27 protein-coding genes are annotated in these 23,824 nt (G+C 29.6%); 19 read left to right on the forward strand and 8 right to left on the reverse strand.

What is annotated here, in order from left to right; genetic code table 11:
- Nucleotides 1–15 precede the first annotated feature (15 nt).
- The gene (locus B5D15_RS05480) at nucleotides 16–678 is read right to left on the reverse strand and encodes an HAD family hydrolase (RefSeq protein WP_078696116.1); all 663 of its coding nucleotides are present in this window, start codon (nucleotides 676–678) and stop codon (nucleotides 16–18) included.
- 173 nt (nucleotides 679–851) lie between these two features.
- On the opposite strand from B5D15_RS05480, the gene B5D15_RS05485 reads away from it, so the two are divergent.
- Complete coding sequence (locus tag B5D15_RS05485; protein ID WP_078696117.1) at nucleotides 852–3,305, forward strand: DsrE/DsrF/DrsH-like family protein; 2,454 nt, start codon at nucleotides 852–854, stop codon at nucleotides 3,303–3,305.
- 26 nt (nucleotides 3,306–3,331) lie between these two features.
- On the opposite strand, the gene B5D15_RS05490 is transcribed toward B5D15_RS05485, so the two are convergent.
- From B5D15_RS05490 to B5D15_RS05500, 3 genes are read right to left on the reverse strand one after another with little or no spacing between them, the layout of a single operon-like run.
- Complete coding sequence (locus B5D15_RS05490; RefSeq protein ID WP_078696118.1) at nucleotides 3,332–4,108, reverse strand: DUF2225 domain-containing protein; 777 nt, start codon at nucleotides 4,106–4,108, stop codon at nucleotides 3,332–3,334.
- A 46-nt stretch (nucleotides 4,109–4,154) separates the two neighbouring features.
- Entirely contained in the window at nucleotides 4,155–4,415 is a 261-nt protein-coding gene (locus tag B5D15_RS05495; RefSeq protein WP_078696119.1) for an EscU/YscU/HrcU family type III secretion system export apparatus switch protein, read from the reverse strand.
- The gene (locus B5D15_RS05500; protein ID WP_078696120.1) at nucleotides 4,412–5,827 is read right to left on the reverse strand and encodes a hypothetical protein; all 1,416 of its coding nucleotides are present in this window, start codon (nucleotides 5,825–5,827) and stop codon (nucleotides 4,412–4,414) included. The genes B5D15_RS05495 and B5D15_RS05500 overlap by 4 nt, the downstream gene beginning before the upstream one ends.
- A 76-nt stretch (nucleotides 5,828–5,903) precedes the next feature.
- Between B5D15_RS05500 and B5D15_RS05505 the strand changes: the two genes are divergently transcribed.
- The 4 genes from B5D15_RS05505 (at nucleotide 5,904) to B5D15_RS05520 (ending at nucleotide 9,191) form a co-directional block, all read left to right on the forward strand.
- The gene (locus tag B5D15_RS05505; RefSeq protein WP_078696121.1) at nucleotides 5,904–6,581 is read left to right on the forward strand and encodes a metallophosphoesterase; all 678 of its coding nucleotides are present in this window, start codon (nucleotides 5,904–5,906) and stop codon (nucleotides 6,579–6,581) included.
- A 36-nt stretch (nucleotides 6,582–6,617) separates the two neighbouring features.
- Nucleotides 6,618–6,830: a heavy-metal-associated domain-containing protein gene (locus B5D15_RS05510; protein ID WP_078696122.1), complete on the forward strand. Its 213-nt coding sequence runs from the start codon at nucleotides 6,618–6,620 to the stop codon at nucleotides 6,828–6,830.
- Nucleotides 6,831–6,925: 95 nt separating this feature from the next.
- Nucleotides 6,926–7,837: an AEC family transporter gene (locus B5D15_RS05515; protein ID WP_078696123.1), complete on the forward strand. Its 912-nt coding sequence runs from the start codon at nucleotides 6,926–6,928 to the stop codon at nucleotides 7,835–7,837.
- 10 nt (nucleotides 7,838–7,847) lie between these two features.
- Nucleotides 7,848–9,191 (forward strand): [Fe-Fe] hydrogenase large subunit C-terminal domain-containing protein, encoded by a 1,344-nt coding sequence (locus tag B5D15_RS05520; RefSeq protein WP_078696124.1) that lies wholly within the window; start codon nucleotides 7,848–7,850, stop codon nucleotides 9,189–9,191.
- An 8-nt stretch (nucleotides 9,192–9,199) separates the two neighbouring features.
- Here the strand turns inward: B5D15_RS05520 and B5D15_RS05525 are convergent, their stop codons facing one another.
- Nucleotides 9,200–9,736, reverse strand: a complete 537-nt coding sequence (locus B5D15_RS05525; protein WP_078696125.1) for a class IV adenylate cyclase — start codon at nucleotides 9,734–9,736, stop codon at nucleotides 9,200–9,202.
- Nucleotides 9,737–9,881: 145 nt separating this feature from the next.
- Between B5D15_RS05525 and B5D15_RS05530 the strand changes: the two genes are divergently transcribed.
- The 10 genes from B5D15_RS05530 to B5D15_RS05575 all read left to right on the forward strand — a co-directional run bounded on the left by B5D15_RS05530 (nucleotide 9,882) and on the right by B5D15_RS05575 (nucleotide 16,203).
- Complete coding sequence (locus B5D15_RS05530) at nucleotides 9,882–10,742, forward strand: DUF5685 family protein (RefSeq protein WP_078696126.1); 861 nt, start codon at nucleotides 9,882–9,884, stop codon at nucleotides 10,740–10,742.
- Nucleotides 10,726–11,334 (forward strand): J domain-containing protein, encoded by a 609-nt coding sequence (locus tag B5D15_RS05535; RefSeq protein ID WP_078696127.1) that lies wholly within the window; start codon nucleotides 10,726–10,728, stop codon nucleotides 11,332–11,334. The genes B5D15_RS05530 and B5D15_RS05535 overlap by 17 nt, the downstream gene beginning before the upstream one ends.
- 11 nt (nucleotides 11,335–11,345) lie before the next feature.
- Nucleotides 11,346–11,852, forward strand: a complete 507-nt coding sequence (locus B5D15_RS05540; RefSeq protein ID WP_078696128.1) for a hypothetical protein — start codon at nucleotides 11,346–11,348, stop codon at nucleotides 11,850–11,852.
- Nucleotides 11,853–11,856: 4 nt separating this feature from the next.
- Nucleotides 11,857–12,105: a CPF_0552 family protein gene (locus B5D15_RS05545; protein ID WP_078696129.1), complete on the forward strand. Its 249-nt coding sequence runs from the start codon at nucleotides 11,857–11,859 to the stop codon at nucleotides 12,103–12,105.
- A 28-nt stretch (nucleotides 12,106–12,133) separates the two neighbouring features.
- Complete coding sequence (locus B5D15_RS05550) at nucleotides 12,134–12,631, forward strand: hypothetical protein (protein ID WP_078696130.1); 498 nt, start codon at nucleotides 12,134–12,136, stop codon at nucleotides 12,629–12,631.
- A gap of 50 nt (nucleotides 12,632–12,681) precedes the next feature.
- Nucleotides 12,682–13,854, forward strand: a complete 1,173-nt coding sequence (locus B5D15_RS05555) for an LCP family protein (RefSeq protein WP_078696131.1) — start codon at nucleotides 12,682–12,684, stop codon at nucleotides 13,852–13,854.
- A 28-nt stretch (nucleotides 13,855–13,882) separates the two neighbouring features.
- Nucleotides 13,883–14,812, forward strand: a complete 930-nt coding sequence (locus B5D15_RS05560) for a diguanylate cyclase (protein WP_078696132.1) — start codon at nucleotides 13,883–13,885, stop codon at nucleotides 14,810–14,812.
- A gap of 134 nt (nucleotides 14,813–14,946) precedes the next feature.
- Nucleotides 14,947–15,303: a NifB/NifX family molybdenum-iron cluster-binding protein gene (locus B5D15_RS05565; RefSeq protein ID WP_078696133.1), complete on the forward strand. Its 357-nt coding sequence runs from the start codon at nucleotides 14,947–14,949 to the stop codon at nucleotides 15,301–15,303.
- Between the two features lie 16 nt (nucleotides 15,304–15,319).
- Nucleotides 15,320–15,793, forward strand: coding sequence for a Fur family transcriptional regulator (locus B5D15_RS05570; RefSeq protein WP_078696134.1), 474 nt, complete (start codon nucleotides 15,320–15,322; stop codon nucleotides 15,791–15,793).
- Nucleotides 15,763–16,203 (forward strand): DUF134 domain-containing protein, encoded by a 441-nt coding sequence (locus tag B5D15_RS05575; protein WP_078696135.1) that lies wholly within the window; start codon nucleotides 15,763–15,765, stop codon nucleotides 16,201–16,203. The genes B5D15_RS05570 and B5D15_RS05575 overlap by 31 nt, the downstream gene beginning before the upstream one ends.
- A gap of 38 nt (nucleotides 16,204–16,241) precedes the next feature.
- On the opposite strand, the gene fba is transcribed toward B5D15_RS05575, so the two are convergent.
- From fba to B5D15_RS05590, 3 genes are all read right to left on the reverse strand, one after another.
- Entirely contained in the window at nucleotides 16,242–17,174 is a 933-nt protein-coding gene (gene fba, locus B5D15_RS05580) for a class II fructose-1,6-bisphosphate aldolase (RefSeq protein ID WP_078696136.1), read from the reverse strand.
- 133 nt (nucleotides 17,175–17,307) lie between these two features.
- Nucleotides 17,308–17,700 carry a DUF4363 family protein gene (locus B5D15_RS05585; protein WP_078696137.1) on the reverse strand — a complete coding sequence of 131 codons (393 nt, stop codon included), beginning with the start codon at nucleotides 17,698–17,700 and terminating at the stop codon, nucleotides 17,308–17,310.
- On the reverse strand, nucleotides 17,690–18,370 hold the full coding sequence (locus B5D15_RS05590; protein WP_078696138.1) for a DUF421 domain-containing protein: 681 nt from the start codon (nucleotides 18,368–18,370) through the stop codon (nucleotides 17,690–17,692). Before B5D15_RS05590 ends, B5D15_RS05585 begins: the two co-directional genes overlap by 11 nt.
- Nucleotides 18,371–18,516: 146 nt before the next feature.
- On the opposite strand from B5D15_RS05590, the gene B5D15_RS05595 reads away from it, so the two are divergent.
- From B5D15_RS05595 to B5D15_RS05610, 4 genes are all read left to right on the forward strand, one after another.
- Nucleotides 18,517–19,587 carry an SMI1/KNR4 family protein gene (locus B5D15_RS05595; protein ID WP_078696139.1) on the forward strand — a complete coding sequence of 357 codons (1,071 nt, stop codon included), beginning with the start codon at nucleotides 18,517–18,519 and terminating at the stop codon, nucleotides 19,585–19,587.
- Nucleotides 19,565–21,073 carry a glutamate--tRNA ligase gene (gene gltX / locus B5D15_RS05600; RefSeq protein WP_078696140.1) on the forward strand — a complete coding sequence of 503 codons (1,509 nt, stop codon included), beginning with the start codon at nucleotides 19,565–19,567 and terminating at the stop codon, nucleotides 21,071–21,073. Before B5D15_RS05595 ends, gltX begins: the two co-directional genes overlap by 23 nt.
- A 96-nt stretch (nucleotides 21,074–21,169) precedes the next feature.
- Nucleotides 21,170–22,828, forward strand: a complete 1,659-nt coding sequence (locus B5D15_RS05605) for a nucleoside kinase (protein WP_078696141.1) — start codon at nucleotides 21,170–21,172, stop codon at nucleotides 22,826–22,828.
- A 168-nt stretch (nucleotides 22,829–22,996) separates the two neighbouring features.
- The gene (locus B5D15_RS05610; protein WP_078696142.1) at nucleotides 22,997–23,803 is read left to right on the forward strand and encodes a carbon-nitrogen hydrolase family protein; all 807 of its coding nucleotides are present in this window, start codon (nucleotides 22,997–22,999) and stop codon (nucleotides 23,801–23,803) included.
- Nucleotides 23,804–23,824 lie beyond the last annotated feature (21 nt).

Consider the following 23,824-nt stretch of genomic DNA (forward strand, 5'->3'; position numbering starts at 1 on the left):
AGCATGAATATGCTCCTATTTTTTACAGTAATTATTAACGATACATTCAAAATCCTCAATTAAAAGTTCTGTTGCATTTGAAAGCTCTTCTGGTGTACAGGTTCCATAGCAATCGTATACTCCGACAACCCTCATTCCTGCAGATTTTGCACCCTTTACAGCAGAAATAGTATCCTCAAATACCAGACATTCATCAGGAGAAACTTTAAGTCTTTTGGCAGTCTCTAAAAAAACATCTGGATAGGATTTATCCTTTGGAACTTCACATGTAGTTACAATAGTATCAAAGTACTGAAGCAAATCATTTCGCTTTAAAACTGAATTTACGAGTTCAATATGGTTGCTTGTTGCCATACCGACTTTATAGTTGTGTTCTTTTAAAAAAATTAAAAATTCCTTTACTCCTTTTTTAGCTTCTATAACAGATTCATAGTATTCCTTAACCATATCAAGCCATTCATTTTTTATTTCATCAATACTTTCTTGTATATAAAATCTATTTTTAAAATAAATTGCTGTTTCAGTAAAGCTTAGACCCTCAATAGTTTTTTGAAGGTCATCAGGAAGAGGTATACTTCTTTTTTTTAAATAATCTATATCAACCTGCTTCCAAACCCACATAGAGTCAATTATCGTTCCATCCATATCTAATATTACAGCCTTAACATTTGACAGCATAAGTACCTCCAATTAAATAATTATTTTTTATATAAGTATAGCAAATTGTTAGACTAAGTCAATTTATAAAATAAAAATACCACATGGGGGTATATTGACTTTGATTAATTTTTAGCATATTATTAAAGTATGTAGGGAATGATAAAAATGTAATAAATGAAGGGGAGGATATAATGTCAAAGAAAGTAATAATTGTTGGAGGAGTTGCCGGCGGTGCCAGTGCTGCTGCAAGATTAAGAAGGCTTGATGAAACAGCACAGATATTGATGATAGAGAGAGGAGGATATATCTCCTTTGCTAATTGTGGGCTTCCTTATTATATTGGAGGTACCATTAAGGAAAGAGATAAGCTTTTAGTTCAGACAGAAGAAGGCATGGAAAAACGTTTTAATATTGATATTAGAGTAAACAGTGAAGTTACAAAAATAGACAAAAATAAAAAAGAAGTAGAGATTGTTTCGGGTGGCAAAACATACAAAGAAAGCTATGATTTTTTAATACTTTCTCCTGGAGCTAATCCTGTTGTGCCACCTATACCGGGTATAGAAAGAGAAGAAATAATGACTTTGAGGAACATGGAAGATGTTGACAAAATAAAGGGGTATATACAAAAAAATAGGCCAAAGAGTGCAGCAGTTATAGGCAGCGGATATGTCGGAGTTGAAATGGCTGAAAATTTAAAGGAACTTGGAATGGATGTATTATTGATTGAAGCTACTGAACAGATACTTGGGGTATTTGATGTTGAAATGGCAAGAATGCTTGAAAAGCATGTAGTGGATAATGGAATTAAACTTATAACTAAAGATGCGGTTGAAAGATTTGAAGGAAAAAATAAAGTTGAAATAGTGCTTAAAAGCGGAAGAAAATTCAGTACTGACATGGTAGTATTATCGGTAGGCGTAAGGCCTGAAAACAAACTTGCAAAGGATGCGGGTCTTGAGCTTGGTGAAAGAGGCGGAATAAAGGTAGATGAACATATGAGAACCTCAGATCCATATATCTATGCAGTAGGTGATGCAATAGAAGTTAAGGATTTTGTTACTGGAGTAAATACCCTTATACCGCTTGCAGGGCCAGCAAATAAACAAGGAAGAATTGCAGCTGATAATATTTGCGGAAAAGAGAGCATATACAAAGGAACTCAGGGTACAGCTATACTTAAAGTTTTTGATCTTACTGCGGCATCAACAGGCAGCAATGAAAAAACTTTAAAAAGAATGGGAATACCCTATTTAAAATCTTATACTATTTCAGGTTCTCATGCTGGATATTATCCAGGAGCTTTTACTATGCAGATAAAGCTTCTATTCTCACCTGAGGACGGGAGAGTATTAGGTGCACAAATTGTAGGAAGAGATGGTGTAGATAAAAGAATAGATGTTTTAGCTGAAGCAGTAAGGCATAATTTTACAGTTTATGATCTTGAAGAACTTGAACTTGCTTATGCACCTCCATATTCATCAGCAAAGGATCCTGTTAATATGGCAGGCTTTGTTGCAGCTAACATTTTAAAGGGAGATATGAAAGTCATACATTGGGATGAAATTGAAAATATTAATAAAGATGAGTATTTCATATTAGACGTTAGAACTCCTGTAGAATATCAGGGAGGACATATTGAAGGTGCTGTTAATATTCCTGTTGATGATCTTAGGCAGAGGCTTAATGAAATACCAAGAAATAAAAAAATAATCGAATACTGCAAAGTTGGACTTAGAGGTTATTTAGCATATAGAATTCTTATTCAGAATGGATATGAAGTTTATAATTTAAGCGGAGGATATGATATATATTCTGCTGCAACTTCAAAAATTAATAGTAAAATTGAATTAAACGATGAGATGACACATATTGAGAAGAAAACTGAAGAAACAAAATCAGAAAAAAAAACAATAAAAATTGATGCCTGCGGACTTCAATGCCCAGGACCAATTATGAGGGTTTCTAAAGAAATTGAAAACATACAAAAAGGTGATGTGCTTGAGGTTCATGTTACTGACGCAGGATTCACCAGCGATATTAAATCATGGTGTGAAAGAACTGGAAATACTTTAATTGGTGTTGAAAAAAGCTGCTGCGATTATACTGCTTATATTATGAAGGGTAAAGAAAATTCAAATAATACTGGTGAAAATAATAAAGTTATAGAAATGCCTGAAGGAAAAACGATTGTTGTATTTAGTGGAGATTTAGATAAGGCAATAGCGTCATTTATAATAGCAAATGGGGCAGCAGCTATGGGAAGACCGGTAACCATGTTCTTTACATTCTGGGGCCTTAATATGTTAAGAAAGGATGTTGCACCAAGGGTTAATAAAAACTTCATTGAAAAAATGTTTGGGGCTATGATGCCAAGGGGAAGCAGAAGATTAAAACTTTCCAATATGAATATGGCAGGTATTGGACCTAAAATGATAAGAGGAATAATGAAAAAGAAGAATATTTTATCCCTCGAAGAACTTATTGAGCAGGCAAAATCAAATGGTGTTAAACTTATTGCATGTTCAATGTCAATGGATGTAATGGGTATAAAAAAGGAAGAGCTTATAGATGGAGTTGAAATCGGTGGAGTTGCAACCTTCCTTGGTGAAGCAGAAAAATCAAATATGAATCTGTTTATTTAATAAAGCGGCTGAAAGCCGCTTTTATTTTAACTATTTTTTATTAAATCTTTTTGATCCCTTGCAAGTTCCTTAAGCCTTGGACTTACATTAGTTGAAACTATAACTTTGCTAAACCAAAGCAGAGCTTCAGGATTATCACCAAGCCTTCTTGAAAGTTCTCCTAATAAATACATTAAAGTGAATTTATCCATACCGCATATAGGAAATGCTTCCTTTTCATAGGCCTCTTTAAATCCTATGAAGGCTTGCTCAAGGAACTTTTTCTCATCTTCCTTAGAATCCTTTAATCTATAAAGCCATGCAGTTTTTAAGCATATGTAAGCTTTTTCACTGTTTTTTGCATTTTTAACAACAGAATTTAAAAGTGCAAGTTTATATCTTTCAATTGCAGTATCTAAATCGTAAATATCAGGATATATTTTTGCTTTAAATTTCGATGATATTTTTAATCTAATAAGATCTGCCTGATCCTGTTTTATTTTATCAAAATATCTTATTAATGCTGAATAACCGCATCTTGGACATATTACTACATCATAAAACAGAGGGTTAATGTTTTCGTATTTTGGCATTAAATCTGTATCCTTTGATATTAATCTTGCCTTTCCTATTTTAACGGTTTTTTCCTTAAAGTTATTTCCACAAACTGGGCAGGCATAGGATTTATCATATAAATATTCTTGTATTTTTATCTCTTTTTTTTCAGTAGGAGCATCTTCAGAAATATTATCACTTTTATATATTTCTACATCCTTTAAATCGTTAAAACCAAGATTTTCAAGTCCTGAAAAAATTCTGTCCATAATTATCATCCTTTCCCAATATCATGCTAATTCATTATAACAAAAATTACTCTCTTTTTGTATCATTTATGCTATATATGTAGGCAATAATTTCTGCAACTGTTTCATAGAGTTCTGAAGGAATATAATCATTTATTGAAAGGGAGCACAGAGTATTTGTAAGTTTTTCATCATTAATAATAGGAACATTTGACTCATTTGCTTTTTCAATTATTTTTTCAGCTATTTGTCCAAAACCAATTGCAGTTATCTTTGGAGCTAAAGAGGTTTTATCATATTTTAAAGCGGCGGCTTTTTTCCTTTTCATACCTTCACATCCAATTCTCTAAAAGAATAGTCATTAAAAAAGTTTGATAGATTTATTAAATCGTTTTTTATTTCCAATTCTATAACAGATATGCTTATAAAATCATATCCTCCTAGTGCTTTAATATTTTCCTCAAGCAATTTTATTTTGCTGCTAAATAAATTTTTAAATTTTTTATCAATTTTAAAATTAACAAAAAGATTAGAGCTGTTTTTAGTTATAAAGCTTTCAACTCTTCCAATATATGGTGTATCCACGGATATAAACACTTTAACATTATTTATATCTGCCATATTAGAATTTTTGTATTTCTTTTTTATTATTATATTGTTTTTAAAAAGTTCATTTTGATTATAACCATTAAAAAAAAGAATATAATAATTATTATTAATCTGCTTTAGAATTTCTAAATTACTTTTAAAATTCTTAATTAAACTATAATTAATATTATCCAATAATTTAGGATTTTCTTTTAATAAATCTAAAATTTTAGACAAAGATAAAAAATAAAATTTATCTTTTTTGATTAAGCTACTAATTTTTTCACATAATTTATTAAAAAAAACAGATTCTTTATCATTTCTTTTGTCATTAAATTCATAAATTATTTCTTTTGAAATATCTGTATCAATATTAATAGATGATTTTTCAATTAAATTTTCATCAATTAATTCAAATAAATCTTTTATTTCTGAATTATAAGGTATAATATTTTTATTACAATATTGTTTGCTATAATTATTATCAATATTTTTCTTTACTAAATCGATTATGTTATTTATATCTTCATATGAATCTATAAAGCTTTTTAATTTCAATATATTATTTATATCTATATTTAAATTATTTTCCTTTAAAAATGAGAGAAAATCTATATCTATATTCTTTAATGTATTTATAATATTATTATAAATTTTATTTGATTTAACTAAATCTAAAGAAGTTTTGTCTCTTAATTTTAAAGAAGAAATAAAAGCATCATAGTCGATATTTTTTAGAGAATTGATTAGATTTAAATCCTGATAAATTTCTAAAATTTCTTCATTCCTTGCTGGTAAACCGAATTTTAGCAGACTTAAAATAATATCTTTTCCTTCTTTTAGTGGTACATTTAATTCAGAAAGAACTCTATCGATGGAAGTTTCTTTTTTTACATCATCATGATTAGAAATCATCTTTAAAATTAATATGTTGTTTTTAATATCTTTAATTTGAAATTTTGAAAAGGTATCCTCATTAAAATCATCATAGGATATAAATATTGCTGGCAAAATAGTTCCGTCTACTAATTTTAAAGCTAAATTTTCATCGGAATATTTTACTATCTTACCATATAATATAGAGCCTTCTTTTATGCTTCTTTTAACATCAAAACCGCTGCTTAGTAATTGCTCAATATTTTTAATATACATAAACATCACCTATTAATTTATCGGAAAAAATATTATAAAATAAATAGAGGTATTACAATAGATTGGATGTGATTTTATGGCTTTATATGCGATAGGGGATTTACATCTTTCCTTTGGAACGCAAAAACCTATGGATGTATTTGGAGAACTTTGGAATAAACATTATGAAAAAATAGAATTTAACTGGAATGATAAAATTAAGAAAGAGGATATCGTTCTAATACCAGGAGATATATCCTGGGGTATGAAACTTAGTGAAGCTTTGCCGGATTTAGATTTTGTACATAAATTAAATGGTAAAAAAATATTTATTAAGGGTAATCATGATTATTGGTGGGGATCTATTACTAAATTAAACAGTCTTTATAATGATATGTACTTTATTCAAAACACCTGTTCAGGATATCAGGATTATGGGATTTGTGGAACAAGAGGATGGATAAGTATAAATGGCGAGGAGCAGGATGAAAAGATATATAAAAGAGAGCTTTTAAGATTAAAGATGTCTCTTGACTTGGCAATAAAAAATGAATATAAGAAGATTATTGTTATGATGCATTATCCACCGGTTACAAAAATTTCTAAAAGCATAGAGTTCCTCGACCTGCTTTCAAATTATCCGGTAGAAAAATTAATATATGGTCACGTTCATAATGATTCAAAGGAAATATGCATCAATGGTATTTATAGAAATATAGAATATATATGTGTATCCTGTGATATTATTAATTTTAATCCTGTTAGGATATTATAATATAAATTGCAAAAAATAAATGCAGGAGGGATAGGCGTGAAAACGTATTCTTTTATGATACCATCTATGCATGATGAAACTTCTGCAAAGGATGTAAGAAGTATTATTACAGGAATTCGTGGAATTGAAGATATTAATGTTGATTATGAGGATGGAACTGTTGATGTTTATTATGATGAGAATCAAGTAGTTATTGACAAAATAAGATATGCAATAGAGAAACAGGGTTATACTATAAGAAATTTATAAACGAAAACTTGCAATCTTTGATTGCAAGTTTTTTTTGTAAATCAATTCTTTTTATTATAAAATATTATATTATGATAAGTTTTGGGAGGAATGAAATGAGTAGTTCAAAAGTAATAGGACAAGTCTTGATTTTATTTTTTATTATTGTTATTGGGTATATTGCAAGGAAAACTGAAATTATTAAAGAGAATATGAATAAAGGTTTATCTGAAATGCTTTTAAAAGTCACGCTGCCATGTCTTATAATATCATCATTTAATATTAGCTATTCAAAGGATGCAGCATCAAATGCTTTTAAGTTATTATTATATTCAACATTAATTCATTTTGGATTATTTTTTGTTAGCGATATATTCTATAAAAAATATGATAAACAAGTACGAAGTGTTTTAAGATATGCAACAGTTTTTTCTAATTGTGGATTCATGGGAATACCCGTTATAGAGAGCTTATACGGTAAAGAAGGAGTGTTTTATACTTCTATATTTAATATTCCTTTTAATATTTTGATTTGGGTTTTAGGAGTTTATCTTTTTTTAGGCAAAAGTGATTTAAAAACATTAAGAAAGGCAATAATAAATCCAGGACTTATTGCAACAATTATTGGTTTTTTGATGTTTGTTTTTTCTTTAAAATTTCCTGAACCTATATTGAAAACCTTTGAAAGCGTAGGATCAATGACTACTCCTCTATCTATGCTTGTTATAGGTTCAATGATAGCACAAATGCCTTTAAAAGAACTTTTTATGAGTAAAAATATATATTATTATTCTTTTATAAGGCTTATTATTATTCCAATTTTTATTCTTTATGTACTTGGATTTTTTAAAGTAAAAGGGATGCTTCTTGGCATACCGGTTTTAATAACAGCAATGCCTGCTGCTGCTAATACAGCTGTTTTTGCAGAAATATATAATGGAGATACAGCTATAGCCTCAAAATGTGTTTTAATTTCTACCCTTTTTTCTATAATAACAATTCCTTTAATTTTAATGTTATTAAAATAATGATAGGAGGATGAAAAAAGTGCCTAATGATTATTATATCGACATATTTCGTAAATTAGTAAAAGCATACAATGAAGGCACTTTAAAAGAAAAATATGAAGAGCTTATAGAAAAGGCTGAGGATGAAAATGCTAAAAAATATATTTTCGCAGCTATGGGATTAGATTATATAAAAAATGCTTCCTTTGAGGATATTAAAAAAGCAATGGATATGAAAAAGATGAAGGGGAAGATAGTAGTTAAAGTTGGTGACTGTGGAATAAGATGTATTGATAAGGATGGCTTTACATCGTGTCAAAAGGCCTGCCCCTTTGGTGCTGTGGATGTTTTATTAGAAAAGAATATATCTGAAATCAATGATAAATGCATAGACTGCGGAAACTGTATTGCTGCCTGTGATAGGGGAAACCTTATTGATAAAATCGAGTTTTTGCCTATTGTGCAATATCTTGAAAGCAAAGAAGATGTATATGCTATTATAGCACCTGCATATATTGGACAGTTTGGAGAAAATGTAACTGTAGGGAAGCTGAGAAAGGCTTTAAAAGCCATTGGCTTTAAGGATATGATTGAAGTTGCACTGTTCGCTGATATTCTAACTTTAAAAGAAGCAGTTGAATTTCATAAACATGTTAATAAGCAAAAGGATTTTATGATTACAAGCTGCTGCTGCCCTATGTGGGTTGCTATGATTAAAAAACTTTATTCTGAACTTGTTGTGCATGTAGCGCCATCAGTTTCTCCAATGGTTGCATGCGGTAGAACCATTAAAAAGCTCCATAAAAATTCAAAGGTAGTATTTATAGGTCCTTGCGTTGCTAAAAAGGCTGAAGCAAAAGAAAATGACTTAAACGATGCTGTAGACTTTGTTTTGACTTTTAAAGAGCTTCAGGAAATATTTGATATATTAGGTATAAATCCTGAAAATTTCTGTGAAGATGAAGGAGAGCACGCATCACGGGCAGGAAGAATATATGCGTATACAGGAGGAGTTAGCAAAGCTGTCTATGATACGGTAAATAAGCTTTTCCCTGATAGAAGTATAAAGGTAAAAGCTGTGCAGGGAAATGGGGTAAAGGAATGCAAAGATATGCTTCAAAAAATATTAGATGAGAAATTGGAAGCCAATTTTCTTGAAGGTATGGGATGTGTTGGAGGCTGTGTAGGGGGGCCAAAATCGATACTAAGCAAAGATGAAGGAAGAAAAAATGTTCAGGAATATGGAAATCAAACAGATATGATAACACCTATTGATAATCCCTGCGTATATGCGGTTTTAAAAGAAATAGGGATTAACGACATATATGAACTTGTTGATGAAGATAAGGCTCAAATTTTTGAAAGAAGATTTTAAAATGGGACTTATATAAGCCCCATTTCTTTTTTTATCTCTTCAAGGCTTTTTGATGTAGCTTTGTTTTTATTTATATTCAGCTTACTAAGCAAATTAAAAATATCTTCTTCACAGGCTGCTTCGATTTCAATATATGGCTCAGGGAAAACATCCTTATCCCATGTATCTATTTCAATAAGAGAATTATCAATGCTATAACTTTCTCTATGTTTATTTTCTGATTTAATATATGATAATTTCATAGCTTCTAAGAAGAGGGTACATTCCTTAAAATTTGAAACTTCAAATTCGTGCTCATCGCAGGTTCTATATTTTTCCTGTGAGATTAATGTTTTTATGCACAATAGAATTTTTCTGCTGCCATCTAATAAATTATGAACTTTTCTTATTCTGATATATCCTTTTTGATTACTTAGACTTTCAGGAAGCTTATAATAGTAATTTTCCTGAAATTCTTTTTTTATCAATTTTCCTCCTAAATTTATAATATCCTCTCTCGTTTTTTCTATATCTATTTTTAGCACTTTAACTTCAATCTCTTTCATAATATAGCCTCCCTAAAATTTATGATAAAATTATATAACATAAAAATATTTTATCATAAAACCTTTATTATGTCGGTTCAATAATGTAAAATATCATATATAAAAAGATTATGCTTAAAAATAAATCTAATAATGAGGTTTTTAAATGTTTGGATATGTTGTGCCCTTTAAGCCTGAACTTAAGATTAGAGAATATGATTTATATAAAGCATATTATTGCGGGCTTTGCAGAGAAATAAGCAAAAAATCAGTTCTATCAAAATTTATGCTCACTTATGATATGACTTTTTTATCCTTATTGCTTTCATCAATATATGAAAAAGAAAGGGAAGAAATAAAAAAATATTTTTGCCCATATAAAGCAAAAAATATTTTTTCAATAGATTCAAATCAATATTTAAAATATGCTGCTGATATGAATATAATTTTGAGCAATAGAAAATTAATTGATAATTATTTTGATACTAATAATCCTATTTATAGTTTTATAGCTAATTTCATTAGAGCTAAACAATATACAGAAATCGCAAAAAATAAGATTAGCAAAATAGATTATTATTTAAAACAACTTAGAAATCTTGAAAAACATAGATGCAATAATATAGATGAAATAGGAAATAATTTTGCGGAAATAACATCAGAGATATTAACAATAAATGATGACAAATACAGTAAAATAATGAGGCAGTTTGGATATAATTTGGGGAAATGGATTTATACAATTGATGCCTTTGATGATCTTGAAAAGGATATAAAATATAAAAATTATAATCCTATTCTTTATAGATTTAATTATAAAGGAGAGAATCCTAAGGAATTCAAACTAAGTATTAAAGATAATATGGAATTTACCCTTATTAAATGTTTAGATGAAATATCTAAGGCCTTTGAACTTTTAGAATTTAAAAGAAATAGAGGTATAATTGAAAATATAGTATATATTGGACTTGAGAGGAAGACAAAGAGTATAATAGAGGGAGGATGCAAAAGTGAAAAATCCATATGAAGTTTTAGGGATTAAAGAAGGAGCAACGAAGGAAGAGATAAGGCAGGCTTATAGAGAACTTGTAAAAAAATATCATCCTGACAGATATTCTGATAATCCCCTAAAAGATCTTGCTGAGGAGAAAATGAGAGAGATAAATGAAGCCTACGATTATTTAATGAAAAATCAAGATGAAAGCTTTAATTATAGAGGAGATAACAATAGTTACAGCTATAACAGCAGTTATAATGACAGCTTTAAAAGAGTTAGAAGTTTTATTCAAATGAATAATATAAGAGCAGCTGAGGATGAATTATCGAGGATAAATATGAGAAACGGTGAATGGTACTATTTAAGAGGAATTATATCAATGAAAAAAGGCTGGTATAGCGAAGGGTATGAGGATTTGCAAAGAGCAGTACAGATGGATCCTTCAAATCTTGAATTTAGAGAAGCTCTTAATAGAGCAGTTTCAGGAAATAGAGCATATAAAGATAGTTCCTATTATAGAAGAGGAGGGTCAGATAATGACCTTTGTACCACTTGTGCATGCCTTTTGTGCAGCGATCAATGCTGTGAATGCATGGGTGGAGATTTAATCAGCTGTTGTTAGGAGAAATAAAAATGTATAAGGATAGAACTAAAAATATTGTTTTATCTGGTTTTATATCCGCTTTAATGATAATAAGCCTTTATGCAGGATGTATTATAAGAAATAATAGAATATTTTTTATGGCATTATCTACATATTTTGAATCTATACCGATTATTATAGGGGGAGTAAAGGTGGGCTTTTTATGTTACATAGCATCATCATTGCTTTCTCTGATTTTACTGCCGGATAAAATTTATGCTTTTATTTTTTTAATTTTTGGAGTATATCCTATAATTAAATATTTTTGTGAGAAAGAAAGCATTATTAAGGAATATATTTTTAAATATATTTGGTTTAATTTCTTCATGGTTTTAACGTATTTTTTATATAAAAAAATAATCATTATAAATAGTGAAATGATTAAAAATAGCATATTAATGCTAATAATAATACTTGAGGTATTGTTTTTTATTTATGATTATGTATTTACTAAATTTATAACTTATGTAAAATATAGAATTTTAAAAGAGGAGTGATTTTATGGAATTCACTATTATGGCAATAGTAGTTGAAGGGAGAAACAACAATGCACCTAAAGTTCAGGAGGTTCTTACAAAATATGGGTGTATTATAAGAACAAGGCTTGGTTTACATGAGTCAGCGAAGGATGCATGTTCTGAAAAAGGACTGATACTTCTTGAATTATTTGGTGATGACACAGAAATTGAAAAACTTAAAAATGAAATTATGAATATTGAAGGTATAAGAATAAATACTATGAAGGTATGATAAAGTCATACCTTTTAGGAGGGATAAAATGGACAAGTTCTATGAACAGCTTTTGACAACAAAAAAAAATATAGCGTATTATATTTTAAATATTTTAATGTATGTATTTGCTGTACTTATATTTTTATCTTTAATATTTTCAATTATTACTTTTAGTTTAGGATATATGATTTTTTCATTGGCATTAATTGTAATATTATTTTTTACAAGATACCTAAGGGATAATCAATATAAAGAATTTGAATATATATTTACTAATGGAAATTTTCAAATAGATGTTATATTCAACAAAAAAAGAAGAAAAACTTTGATAGATGAAGATATTAAGAATTTTGATGTGTTTGGAAAAGAAAATGAAGTTAACATTGAAAGTATATCAAAAAAAATAAATTGTATTCCCTATGATAATAAAGGAAACAGATATGTTTTTGTAATAAAAAATGATTGTAGAAAAGCTGTATATGTAGCACCAAACGATGAAATGCTTAAAATGATAAATCTTTATTATATTTCAAGAAGGAGATAAGAAACTAATTCATTAAATGCTGCTTATAAAGAGTAAAGAGGTGGTTAGGTTTGAAGAAATTAAAATTCTTATATATATTAATTCCTATCTTATTTTTAGTGGGTATTGGAGCAGGAGCATTTTTTTATGTAAATAATAAAATATATGTTCCAACTCCTCAAAACTTTTTTACAAGTGAAAAAGAAAAAAACGATGCAAAATATGAAGAAGAGCATGGTATAATTAACGTACTTTTAATAGGCGTTGATAGTAGGGGAAAATATGAAGATGCAAGAACTGACTCTATGATTTTAGCTACTCTTGATTTGAACAACAAGAAAATAAAACTTACTTCTTTTATGAGAGATATGTATGTTCCTATACCTAACCATGGCTTGAATAGAATAAATAGTGCGTTTTTTCTAGGAGGACCTGAACTTTTAATAAAAACAATAAATCAAGATTTTAATCTTAATATACAATATTATGCATCAGTTGATTTTAAAGCATTTCAAAGCCTTGTAGATACCCTTGGAGGAATTGATGTTGAAATTAAGGATTACGAAGTTGAGCAGATAAATTACTATATAAAAGAAGCCAATTGGAATAATCCAATATATATAAAAGGTCCTGGATATCAGCACTTAAACGGGCAGCAGGCGCTATCTTACTGCCGTATTAGAAAAGTTGGAAACGGAGATTATGAAAGAACAGAAAGGCAAAGGAAGGCACTTTCTTTGCTTGCAGAAAAGGCAAAAAAAATGGGAATTATTAAATTGCCAGAGCTGTTTTCGGCATTGCTTCCATATGTAAAGACAAATATACCTGCTTCAAAAATTATGAGTTTTGCGTATTCTGCCTTCAAAATGGGCAACGCTCCAATAGAGTCGGCAAGAATTCCAGCAGATGGAACTTTTGAAAACATGATAGTTAATGGAATGGACGTGCTTGTACCAGATTTATCCAAAAACATAAAATATCTTGATAGATTTATTTTTACAAGTGGAGCAGGGGATTCTTCGAATATGCCTGTATATATGTTAAATAATTTTCATTTAGAAGATGAACCAATTGATAAGCGAGGGAAAAATAAGAAAATAATAAAAATAGAAATACCAAAGGAAGCTATTGGTAATAAAGTTGACGAAGATATAGACAATGTAGATAACGTTCAAATCGATAATAACAATCCTTATCCAAGCAATGATAATGATAATAGTGAAAACGTACCTGTAACGCCATAATAAATTTAAGTACCCTTGGAGGTTAGCTATGTATGAGGCAAATGTACTTGTCGTTGAGGACAGTAAATTTCATGGAGTAATAATAAAAGATATATTAATTAAAAATGGATACAGCGTAACGTGGGTAATGACAGGTGAAGAGGCTGTAGATATTTACGAAAAATTTGATTTGATTTTACTCGATGTAATGCTGCCGGGTATTAGCGGATATGAGCTTTGTGAAATTGTAAAGAGCAAGGCTCCTATTATTCCTGTTATTATGCTTACAGCTATGGATGACGAAAAGAGTATGATAAAGTCTTTAGAATCAGGTGCTGATGATTATATAAAAAAACCCTACAGCGTTAATGAGCTTCTTGCAAGAATAAAAGTTCAATTAAGGACGAGAAAACTTCAGATTGAATTAATAAATAAAAACCAAGAACTTCAAAATGCGTATAACATGATTAAAAAGCTGTCAATAACTGATATGCTGACAGGAGCATATAATAGAGGATATATAAATGAATATATTGATAAAGCTGTAAAGGATACAAGCTATAATAGTGTAAAAATTGCTTGTATTATGATAGATATTGATAATTTCAAAAAAGTAAATGATAATTATGGACACCTTACAGGAGATAAAGTTTTAAAGAATGTAGCTTTAATTTGCAAGGAATGTGTAAGTAATTATGGTAAAGTTATAAGGTTTGGAGGAGAGGAATTCTTAATTATTATTGATAAAGATGTTGAAAAATCTGAAATTATCGCAGAGAAAATTCGATATAAATGCGAAGAAAGCAGATGCTGCGGATTTATATATACTGTAAGCATAGGTGTAAAAATTTTTGATTCAGATAAAAGCAATTTTTATAAGGACTTAGAGGAGGGCATTAAAGAAGCAGATAAGATGCTTTATGCTTCAAAAAATAGTGGTAAAAATAAAGTATGTGTAAGTAAAACTCATAGTTTATAGCAGCTATGAGTTTTATTTTTTAGATGAAAAATAAAGATAATAGATTATAAATTTATAATTGTCATTTGACAATTATAAATAATAGATGTATTATAATATTAGCAAATGCCAACAATAAATTTGGAGGGATTAAAATGAAAATAGCAATAGCTTGTGAAGGAAATTATGTTAGTGGACATTTTGGCCATTGTGAAGGATTTACAATTTATGAATTGGATAAGGATAAAATATTGGGCAAGAGTTTTGTTGAAAATCCAGGACATAGACCAGGTTTTTTACCTGTATTTTTAAAAGGATTAGGAACGAACGTTATAATAGCAGGAGGAATGGGAGAAACTGCACAGCAGCTGTTTAATGAAAATGATATTGAAGTTATAGTTTGTGCTCAGGGATTATGCGATGACGTTATTGAGAAATATATAAAGGGAGAGCTTAAATCCTCAGGAAGCATATGCAGAGAACATGAGCATCAAGGCCACTGTAATGACTAATTTTTAGGATGATATTATGGAAAATGATTTATCCTCTATTAGAAAGATTTTAGAACACAACGGCTATGAATTTACAATACAAAAGCATTTGATTTTAAATGTTCTTTTAAAGAGCGATGTTCATCTAAGTGCAAAGCAAATCTATGATAAGGTTAAGGAAAAAAACATTGGGCTTGCAACTGTATATAGGTCTTTAAAAATTTTTAAAGACCTTAAAATAGTTAAAGAAATCAATGATAATGGTATAAATTATTATGAAATGAAGATATTCAGCAAAAAACCCCTACATATACATTTTAAATGCTTAAAATGTAATAGTATAATTGATATAGATAGTAAAGATGCAGATATTGAATATATCAAACTTAATAAAAAAATAGAAGAACAAAACAATATTGACATATATGATTCTAATATTATTTTTATTGGCTTATGTAATAAGTGCAGGGAGGAGTTAAAATGCCAAGACCAACTAAGTTCAGAAGAGTAGAGTTTTTTCCAGAAGATACTTATTTCATTCCTTGGGGAAAACCAAAGTGCGAGATTGAAGAAATAGCCTTGAAAGTTGAAGAACTTGAAGCAATGAGATTAAAGGATATCGAAGAATTAAATCAAGAGGAATGTGCTGAGAGGATGCAGGTTTCAAGGCAAACATTTCAAAACATTATAGATAGTGCAAGAAAGAAAGTGGCAATAGCTCTAACTAAGGGCAATGCAATTAGAATCGAAGGTGGAAATTATAGAGCTACCTTTTGTAAGTTTAAATGCTTAGATTGCGGAAATGTATATGAAATAAATTATGAGCAGGACAAATATATTTGCCCTGCTTGTGGATCTAATAAGGTCATATGCAGCAAAAAAGCTGATATATGTCATAAATGGTGCAAACATGATAAATAATAGGCTATGGTAAAACTACCATAGCCTATTATTTATCATTATAGTATGCTGTTGCTGCATCCAAGAACGTTTTTAATCTTATGCTGAACCATCTGCTTAATTGCATCTCTTGCTGGTCCTAAGTATTTCCTTGGATCGAATTCTTCAGGATGATTTACAAAATACTCTCTTACAGTAGCTGTCATAGCTAATCTTAAATCTGTGTCAATGTTTATTTTACATACTCCCATAGTAGCAGCTTTTCTTAGCATGTCTTCAGGTACTCCCTGTGCTCCTGGAAGTTTTCCGCCATATTCATTACATTTTGCAACAAATTCTGGCATAACTGTTGATGCACCGTGAAGAACGAGAGGGAATCCTTCAAGTTTCTTTGTTATTATTTCAAGTCTTTCAAAATCAAGGGAAGGAGTTCCTTTAAATTTATATGCTCCATGGCTTGTTCCTATAGCAACAGCTAAGGAATCAACACCAGTTCTTTCTACAAATTCAACCGCTTGCTCTGGATCAGTATATGTAGCATCTTTTTCAGATACTTTAACAGCATCTTCAACTCCTGCAAGTTTTCCGAGTTCTGCTTCAACTACAACACCCTTTGAATGAGCGTATTCAACAACTTCCTTTGTTATTCTGATATTCTCTTCGAAAGGATATTTTGAACCATCGATCATAACTGAAGTAAAACCGCTGTCGATACAAGCTTTACAAATATCAAAGTTTTCACCATGATCAAGATGTAAAACTATGGGAAGATTGGAATCTTCTACTGCAGCCTCAACAAGCTTTTTTAAATATATTGGATTAGCATATTTTCTTGCTCCTGCTGATACTTGAAGTATTAACGCTGATTTTTCTTCTTTGGCAGCTTCAACGATTCCTTGGATTATTTCCATGTTATTAACGTTGAATGCGCCAATTGCGTATCCTCCCTTATAAGCCTTATTAAACATTTCTTTTGAAGTAACAAGTGGCATTATTAACCCTCCTTAAATATTTGTAATATTATTTATTATTTTTTAATATATCATATGATTATATGGACATGTATTGTCCCAGTGGGACAAAATAGACACAATATAATTATATTATAATTTAAGGATATTGCAACTAAAATATGTTTTCAAGCAGTAATTTTTCCATTTTAGGTATATGGCTAATAAAATGTTTTAAATTTTCGAGTGATGAAAGTGCATCGGGCTTTTCAGCGGAATCAATAAATTCTTTGGCGCTCTTTAATGAAACAGTTATGTTGTCAATTTCATGATGATTAGTAATAAGAGCCCACTTTTCTTCAATATTATTCCATCTATCACAGGTATCATAGATAATACTTTTAGCGTTATTCCATTGCTCATTTTCTACATATTGTTTCGCTTTTTCAATTTGCGAAATAAGTATACTGCTCGTTTTTTTTAAATATATATTTATAAATATTTCTAATATTATTATACCAATAAAAACAATTAAAGAAAAAAATATTATTTTTTTTTCATTCTTCATTTTTCTTCCTCCTTTGTATAAAGAGTTCACCCTTTGTGTCAAAAATGGCTATGAATACATCTTCGATTTTGTCTATTTTATTTTCTTTTAATTTCTTGTTTAACCAATCTATATTATATCCTGAAGCATATAAGTTTTTCATATTTAAAACTCCATCTAATATTATACTTATAGGCAATTTTAATTCAGCTTTATTTATATTCATGTCCTCCTTTGTAACAGGAGATTGTTTTATTTTTGGTATTATGCTTAATTTTCCATTAGTTTCAAGTATAGCATATTCTATATCTGATATATTAAAATAACCTGAAATTCTTAGCTCCTCCATTAAATCGTTTATGTTAAATCTTTGTTTTCTCATCTCATCTTCGAGTACTTTACCATTTTTAATAAGTATACTTGGCTTTCCACAAACTATTTTTCTAATACCTTCAAATTTAAGGGAAATTATTGATATAGTTATTTCAAGAAGCATAAGAGTAAAAATAGGAATTAAACCGTTTCGTAAGGGTATTCCAGTATCCTGCATTGGTACTGCAGCAAGTTCGGAAAGCATAATTGCAATAACTAATTCGAAGGGCTGCAATTCACCTATCTGCCTTTTCCCCATAACTCTCATTACAAATACGACAAATATATAAAGAATAATTGTTCGTACAAAAACAACCATAAAATCACCTCAAATCTATTATTTCTTATATGAAAAAACATTATAAATAAGTTTTTAAATTTTATATATTATAGTCTTTCCTCTTGAGATAACTTTCTATTAAAGGTATAATTTCAATAGTATATCATTAAGAAAGGAAACGACCTATGAATAAAGTAAGATTCGAAAAGTTTGAAATGAAATATGGAAGTTATCTTCCAGAGGATTTCAAAAGGTTTTTGATAAAATATGGAGGAGATGCTCAGTTTGGAAGCTGCAGATTTGAGTATGCCGAAAACATTATAAATAATATTTTAAGAGTGCCTGGAGAAATGGATTTCCATCTGATTCCTTTTGGAGATATAGGCAATGGAGATTATTATTGCTTTTATAAATATGGGCCCTTTGCTGATGATTACTACGTAGGCATATGGCTGCACGAAACAAGAAATTTCGTAATTTTAGCATCAAGCTTTAAAAGCTTTATATATAAATGTTTACTCGATGATTATTTATCTACGTTAATACCTAATGAAAGCCTTTCTGAAAGCGAAAATGCTGTTTCATGCGAAGAAAGTCTTGAAAGATGCAAAATACTATCTGAAGAATACAACTTTGATTTTAAAAAAGTAAAGAATATGAAAAATGAATTTGATTATCATAGATTTATGCTTGAATATGATGAAAAGGCATTGCAAAGCCTTTGCTTTGTAGGCAAATCGCTAATGAATAAAAAGGATTTAAAAGGCTTTAATATGCTTGAAAATGCAATTAAGCATTGCTATTTTTATACTGCTCCATATTATTTGTTAGGGAAGATGTTTTATAACACAGGAAAAGATGGCAACATGTATTTTAAGCAGGCTTTAAAAACATCCCTTGGAATTACAGGATATAGTTATTGGGAAGAAGACTATTTGGAAATCCCTTTAGATGTTCATAGAGAAATAGCTTTATATGTAGACAATGCTCTTGGAAAATCAAAGGATTTCATCCACATTAAAATATATAATGGCGAAGATCCCTATGATTACAAATTCAGGCTTTCTATTGCAAGAGAATATATAAAAAATAACGATTATGATAATGCTATGATTGAATATAATAACGCTTTATTTTGCTGTGAAGATAAAAGTGCTTTGAAAGATATATTGAAGGAAGCTTGCAATGCTGCAAAAGAAGGAGGGCTTTTATATTTAGCTGGTATAATAGAAAATGATGTTAGAAAAATTAGATAAAAGGAAGGATGATACTATGAAAGAGGTTAGAGTTAGAATAGCACCAAGCCCCACAGGGAACTGCCACGTTGGAACTGCAAGAAATGCACTTTATAATTACATATTTGCAAAAAAAAATAATGGTAAAATGATATTAAGAATAGATGACACAGATATGAAGAGAAATTCAGAAGAATCTGAGAAGGGAATCTTTGAAGGATTAAGATGGATAGGGATAGATTGGGATGAAGGACCTGACGTAGGAGGGCCCTATGGACCTTACAGGCAGTCAGAAAGGCTCGATATATATAATAAATATATTGAACAATTGATAAATGAAGGAAAGGCCTATTATTGTTTCTGTACTGAAGAGGAAATAGAAGCCGAAAGACGTGAGCAGGCATTGAAAAAAGAAACAGTTAAGTATTCAGGAAGATGCAGAAACTTGTCAAAAGAAGAGGTTGAAAAAAAGTTAAGTGAAGGATGTAAGTATGTAGTCAGATTTAAAGTACCTGAGAAGGTAATAAGGTTTCGTGATATAGTAAGAGGAGAGCTGACTTGGGATGGAAGTATAATGGGGGATTTTGTTATCAGAAAATCTGATGGTGTTCCTACGTATAATTTTGCAACTGCTGTTGATGATTGGATTATGAAAATTAGTCATATAATGAGAAGTCAGGAACATATTCCTAATACTTTTAACCAGGTATTAATACTTGAAGCTCTTGGGGCTGAAATTCCTGAATATGTTCATTTTCCGCTTCTGCTTAATGAGGACAGAACTAAAATATCTAAAAGAGATGGTGCTTTATATATTGGTGAATATAAAGATATGGGATATCTTAAGGAAGCTGTAGCAAATTTTATTGTTTTGCTTGGATGGCATCCTGCTGATGATGAAGAATTTCTTTTAATGGAAGATATGATATCTAAATTTTCATTAGAAAGAATTAATAATTCCAATGTAGTTTTTGATTTTAAAAAACTTGAATGGTTTAATGGAATTCATATTAGAAATAAAACTGTTGAAGAACTTTCACAGCTTGTTATTCCATTTCTTAAATCTACTGAATACTATGAAGAGGTAGTAAAAAATCCTGTTAAACTTGAAAAAATAGTTGAGGTAGAAAGGGAAAGAATTAAAAGGCTTGATGAAGTAGGAAAAGTTTTCAAAATGTTTTACATAGAACCGGAAGTTTATGATATTGATGAGATAAAGGAATCGGTTAAGAAGGTTGAAGTTGCTGAAATGATAAATATGATAGATGAAGCTGTTGTAGAATTAAAAAATATTGAGAAATGGGAAAAGAATATACTTGAAGATTATATGAGAAAGCTTTGTGATAGAATTAATACAAAACCAAAGATACTTTTTATGCTGCTAAGAATTGGAGAAACTGGGTCAAGAATTTCTCCGCCTCTTTTTGATACTTTTGAGATAATAGGAAGAGATTCAACTATTAAAAGGCTTGAAAACTTTAAAAACTTTCTAATTAAATCAAATTAAATGTAAGAAACTTTTTATTCTAATTTTCATATAATAAGATACAACTTTTAAATCCATATTTTGTCTATATAAAATTATATAAAGGGGGGATAGATAGTGGACGGAAAAATAAAAGTAACAGTGTCTGATGGTAAAATAAAAGAATGCAATATTGGCAGTACAATTCTTGAGGTGTTAGGCAGCGGCAAAGAAATAGGAGAGCCTTTGATTGCATTAGTTGACGGAGAGGTTCAGGAACTGTCCAAAAGGCTTCATTATGACGTTACGCTTACCCCGATTAATATTTTTAATCCCCTTGGCCTTAGAACTTATCTAAGAAGTTTAACTTTTGTTTTAATAAGGGCAGTTGAAGATGTTTTAAAAGGAGCGAGGGTTACTATTGAGCATTCATTAAGTAAAGGATTATATGGTGAAATACATTATAATAGAAGAATAAATAAAGATGATATTAATTTAATTAAAAAAAGAATGTTTGAAATTGTTGAAACGGATGAGCCGATAGAAAAAATAAAGGTAAAAAAAGAAGAAGCAGTTAGAATATTTAAAGATTATGGTATGGAAGATAAACTAAGACTTCTTAAATATATTGAGTTTCCTTATATTAATCTTTATAAATGTGGGTATCTTTATGATTATTTTTATGGTCCGATGGTACAATCAGCTGGTTATCTAAAAGTATTTGACCTGATATATTATGATCCTGGATTTATATTATTGTATCCTTCCCAAGAAAATCCTCATATTGTACCTGAGTTTAAGGATCTTCCAAAACTTGCAAAAGTTTTTAAAGAAACTGAAGACTGGTCTAAAATACATGGAGTATACGATGTAGGTCTTTTAAACGAAAAGGTAGAATCTCAAGAATTTAAAGATATTGTGCTTGTTGCTGAAGCACTTCATGAAAAAAAGATTGCAAATATAGCAGATAAAATATATGAGAATAGAGACAGAATAAAGATAGTGTTGATTGCAGGTCCTTCATCATCAGGAAAAACTACCTTTGCAAAGAGATTATCAATTCAATTGAAAGTTCTTGGTATGAAACCCTATGCAATTTCTTTAGATGATTATTTTGTAAACAGACAATATACTCCAAAGGATGAAAAAGGTAATTATGATTTTGAATCAATAAGAGCTTTAGATATAGATCTCTTTAATAAGAATCTATTGGATTTGTTAAATTACAAAGAGATTGAGCTGCCAAGTTTTAATTTTATAAAAGGGGAAAGAGAATGGCTGGGATATAAATATAAAATGGATAAGGATTCTATATTAATAATCGAAGGAATACATGGACTTAATGAAACACTTACAAGTTCTATTCCAAAGGAGAATAAATATAAAATATATATCAGCGCTTTAACTCAGCTTAATATAGATGATCATAATAGAATTCCAACTACAGATGTGAGGCTTTTGAGAAGGATTGTAAGGGATAATATGAGCAGAGGAAGAGACGCTCAGGCAACTATCTTATCTTGGCCGCAGGTAAGAGAAGGAGAGGAGAAGAATATTTTTCCTTATCAAGAGGAAGCAGACATAATGTTTAATTCAACACTCGTGTATGAAATGAGTATATTAAAAAAGTATGCGGAGCCGCTGCTTAAAAATGTTGATGTTAAAAGCACAGCCTATATTGAAGCAAGAAGGCTGCTGCTATTTCTTTCATATTTTAAAGAATCATTAGATGATAATATAATACCATTAAATTCTATTCTTAGGGAATTTATAGGAGGGAGCTGCTTTTATAATTAATTTAGGATATATAAATTTTAATATTTAATGGTATTGATGCCATGAATAGATTGCAAACGATATATACTTAATCTGTTTGCTTTCTTACATGGCATTTTAGTTTTATTTTAAATTTTAATACTGTATAATTAATATAAAGCAAAAATAATTTTTAAAGGTGATTTAATTATGTTTAAAATTGCTTTGTGCCAAATTAAGGTTGAAGATGATTTTGAGAAAAATATTGATAAGGCTTATAAAAAGATAAATGAGGCGTCAAATAAAGGTGCAAAAATTGTTGCTCTCGGAGAAATGTTTAATTGTCCTTATAGTGGTAAATATTTTTCAAAATATGCAGAAGAAGAAAACAATAGTAAAACTTTAGATATGCTTAGGAATGTCAGCAGAGAAAAAGGAATATACATAATTGGAGGATCAATACCGGAAAAAGAAGAAGGCTCAATCTATAATACATCCTATGCTATTAACCCTGATGGTGAGATAATTGCAAAACATAGAAAGATACATTTATTCGATGTTGATATTGAAAATGGAATAAGGTTTTGTGAATCTGATTATCTTACAAAAGGAGAGAATATAACAGTATTTGATACTGAACATTTAAGAATTGGGATTTGCATTTGCTATGATATTAGATTTCCTGAGCTGATACGAAAAATGACTTTAATGGGAGCAAAGCTTATATTTGTTCCAGCAGCATTTAACATGACAACTGGACCTGCCCACTGGAATATACTATTTAGAACCCGTGCCCTCGACAATCAAATATATATAGCAGGAATATCTCCTGCAAGGGACTATGAAGGTGTTTATACAGCCTATGGACATTCACTAGTTGTAAACCCATGGGGTGAAATTATTGCGCAGGCTGATGAAGGAGAAACAATAATCTATGCAGATATTGATATTAATTATATTGAAAAGATAAGAAAGGAATTGCCTCTTTTAAAACATAGAAGAATAGAGATTTATTAAAAAATATTATTATGGGGGGAC

The sequence above is a fragment of the Caloramator quimbayensis genome, from assembly GCF_900167605.1.
GTDB lineage: Bacteria > Bacillota > Clostridia > Clostridiales > Caloramatoraceae > Caloramator_B > Caloramator_B quimbayensis.

Excerpts from the sequence above, each read along its gene's own strand:
- B5D15_RS05480 (WP_078696116.1), bottom strand. The coding sequence starts at position 678 with ATGCTGTCAAATGTTAAGGCTGTAATATTAGATATGGATGGAACGATA.
- fba (WP_078696136.1), bottom strand. The coding sequence starts at position 17,174 with ATGCCACTTGTTACTTCAAAAGAAATGTTTAATAAGGCTTATAAGGGA.
- B5D15_RS05585 (WP_078696137.1), bottom strand. The coding sequence starts at position 17,700 with ATGAAGAATGAAAAAAAAATAATATTTTTTTCTTTAATTGTTTTTATT.
- B5D15_RS05575 (WP_078696135.1), top strand. The coding sequence starts at position 15,763 with ATGCCAAGACCAACTAAGTTCAGAAGAGTAGAGTTTTTTCCAGAAGAT.
- B5D15_RS05560 (WP_078696132.1), top strand. The coding sequence starts at position 13,883 with ATGTATGAGGCAAATGTACTTGTCGTTGAGGACAGTAAATTTCATGGA.
- B5D15_RS05485 (WP_078696117.1), top strand. The coding sequence starts at position 852 with ATGTCAAAGAAAGTAATAATTGTTGGAGGAGTTGCCGGCGGTGCCAGT.
- B5D15_RS05610 (WP_078696142.1), top strand. The coding sequence starts at position 22,997 with ATGTTTAAAATTGCTTTGTGCCAAATTAAGGTTGAAGATGATTTTGAG.
- B5D15_RS05505 (WP_078696121.1), top strand. The coding sequence starts at position 5,904 with ATGGCTTTATATGCGATAGGGGATTTACATCTTTCCTTTGGAACGCAA.
- B5D15_RS05570 (WP_078696134.1), top strand. The coding sequence starts at position 15,320 with ATGGAAAATGATTTATCCTCTATTAGAAAGATTTTAGAACACAACGGC.
- B5D15_RS05590 (WP_078696138.1), bottom strand. The coding sequence starts at position 18,370 with ATGGTTGTTTTTGTACGAACAATTATTCTTTATATATTTGTCGTATTT.
- B5D15_RS05565 (WP_078696133.1), top strand. The coding sequence starts at position 14,947 with ATGAAAATAGCAATAGCTTGTGAAGGAAATTATGTTAGTGGACATTTT.
- gltX (WP_078696140.1), top strand. The coding sequence starts at position 19,565 with ATGATGTTAGAAAAATTAGATAAAAGGAAGGATGATACTATGAAAGAG.
- B5D15_RS05595 (WP_078696139.1), top strand. The coding sequence starts at position 18,517 with ATGAATAAAGTAAGATTCGAAAAGTTTGAAATGAAATATGGAAGTTAT.
- B5D15_RS05540 (WP_078696128.1), top strand. The coding sequence starts at position 11,346 with ATGTATAAGGATAGAACTAAAAATATTGTTTTATCTGGTTTTATATCC.
- B5D15_RS05545 (WP_078696129.1), top strand. The coding sequence starts at position 11,857 with ATGGAATTCACTATTATGGCAATAGTAGTTGAAGGGAGAAACAACAAT.
- B5D15_RS05500 (WP_078696120.1), bottom strand. The coding sequence starts at position 5,827 with ATGTATATTAAAAATATTGAGCAATTACTAAGCAGCGGTTTTGATGTT.
- B5D15_RS05520 (WP_078696124.1), top strand. The coding sequence starts at position 7,848 with ATGAAAAAAGTGCCTAATGATTATTATATCGACATATTTCGTAAATTA.
- B5D15_RS05490 (WP_078696118.1), bottom strand. The coding sequence starts at position 4,108 with ATGGACAGAATTTTTTCAGGACTTGAAAATCTTGGTTTTAACGATTTA.
- B5D15_RS05530 (WP_078696126.1), top strand. The coding sequence starts at position 9,882 with ATGTTTGGATATGTTGTGCCCTTTAAGCCTGAACTTAAGATTAGAGAA.
- B5D15_RS05550 (WP_078696130.1), top strand. The coding sequence starts at position 12,134 with ATGGACAAGTTCTATGAACAGCTTTTGACAACAAAAAAAAATATAGCG.
- B5D15_RS05495 (WP_078696119.1), bottom strand. The coding sequence starts at position 4,415 with ATGAAAAGGAAAAAAGCCGCCGCTTTAAAATATGATAAAACCTCTTTA.
- B5D15_RS05515 (WP_078696123.1), top strand. The coding sequence starts at position 6,926 with ATGAGTAGTTCAAAAGTAATAGGACAAGTCTTGATTTTATTTTTTATT.
- B5D15_RS05525 (WP_078696125.1), bottom strand. The coding sequence starts at position 9,736 with ATGAAAGAGATTGAAGTTAAAGTGCTAAAAATAGATATAGAAAAAACG.